The organism is Microvirga pakistanensis, assembly GCF_004458765.1.
Lineage (GTDB): Bacteria > Pseudomonadota > Alphaproteobacteria > Rhizobiales > Beijerinckiaceae > Microvirga > Microvirga pakistanensis.
Genome location: NZ_SPJX01000693.1, coordinates 1 through 223 on the forward strand (window position 1 = coordinate 1; position 223 = coordinate 223).

At 68.6% G+C, this 223-nt stretch carries 1 protein-coding gene; it reads right to left on the minus strand.

What is annotated here, in order from left to right:
* On the minus strand, positions 1-223 hold a 223-nt coding region (locus E4K09_RS26760; RefSeq protein ID WP_134500668.1), incomplete at both ends, for an endonuclease III domain-containing protein.

The window sequence follows — 223 nt, forward strand, 5'->3', positions numbered from 1 at the left end:
ATGATGATGGCTGTCGACCGGCAGCGCGGCCTTCCGCAGGGTGGAGAAGGACAGAACGGCCGCGCTCGTCTTCGGTCCGATCCCCGGAATGCTCTCGAGCCAGGCGCGCGCGTCCTCCACCGGCATCTCCTTGAGGAAATCGAGGGACAGGCTGCCGTGCCGCTCCTCGATCGCCCGCAGCACCGCCTGCAATCGCGGCGCCTTCTGCTCCGGCCAGGTCACG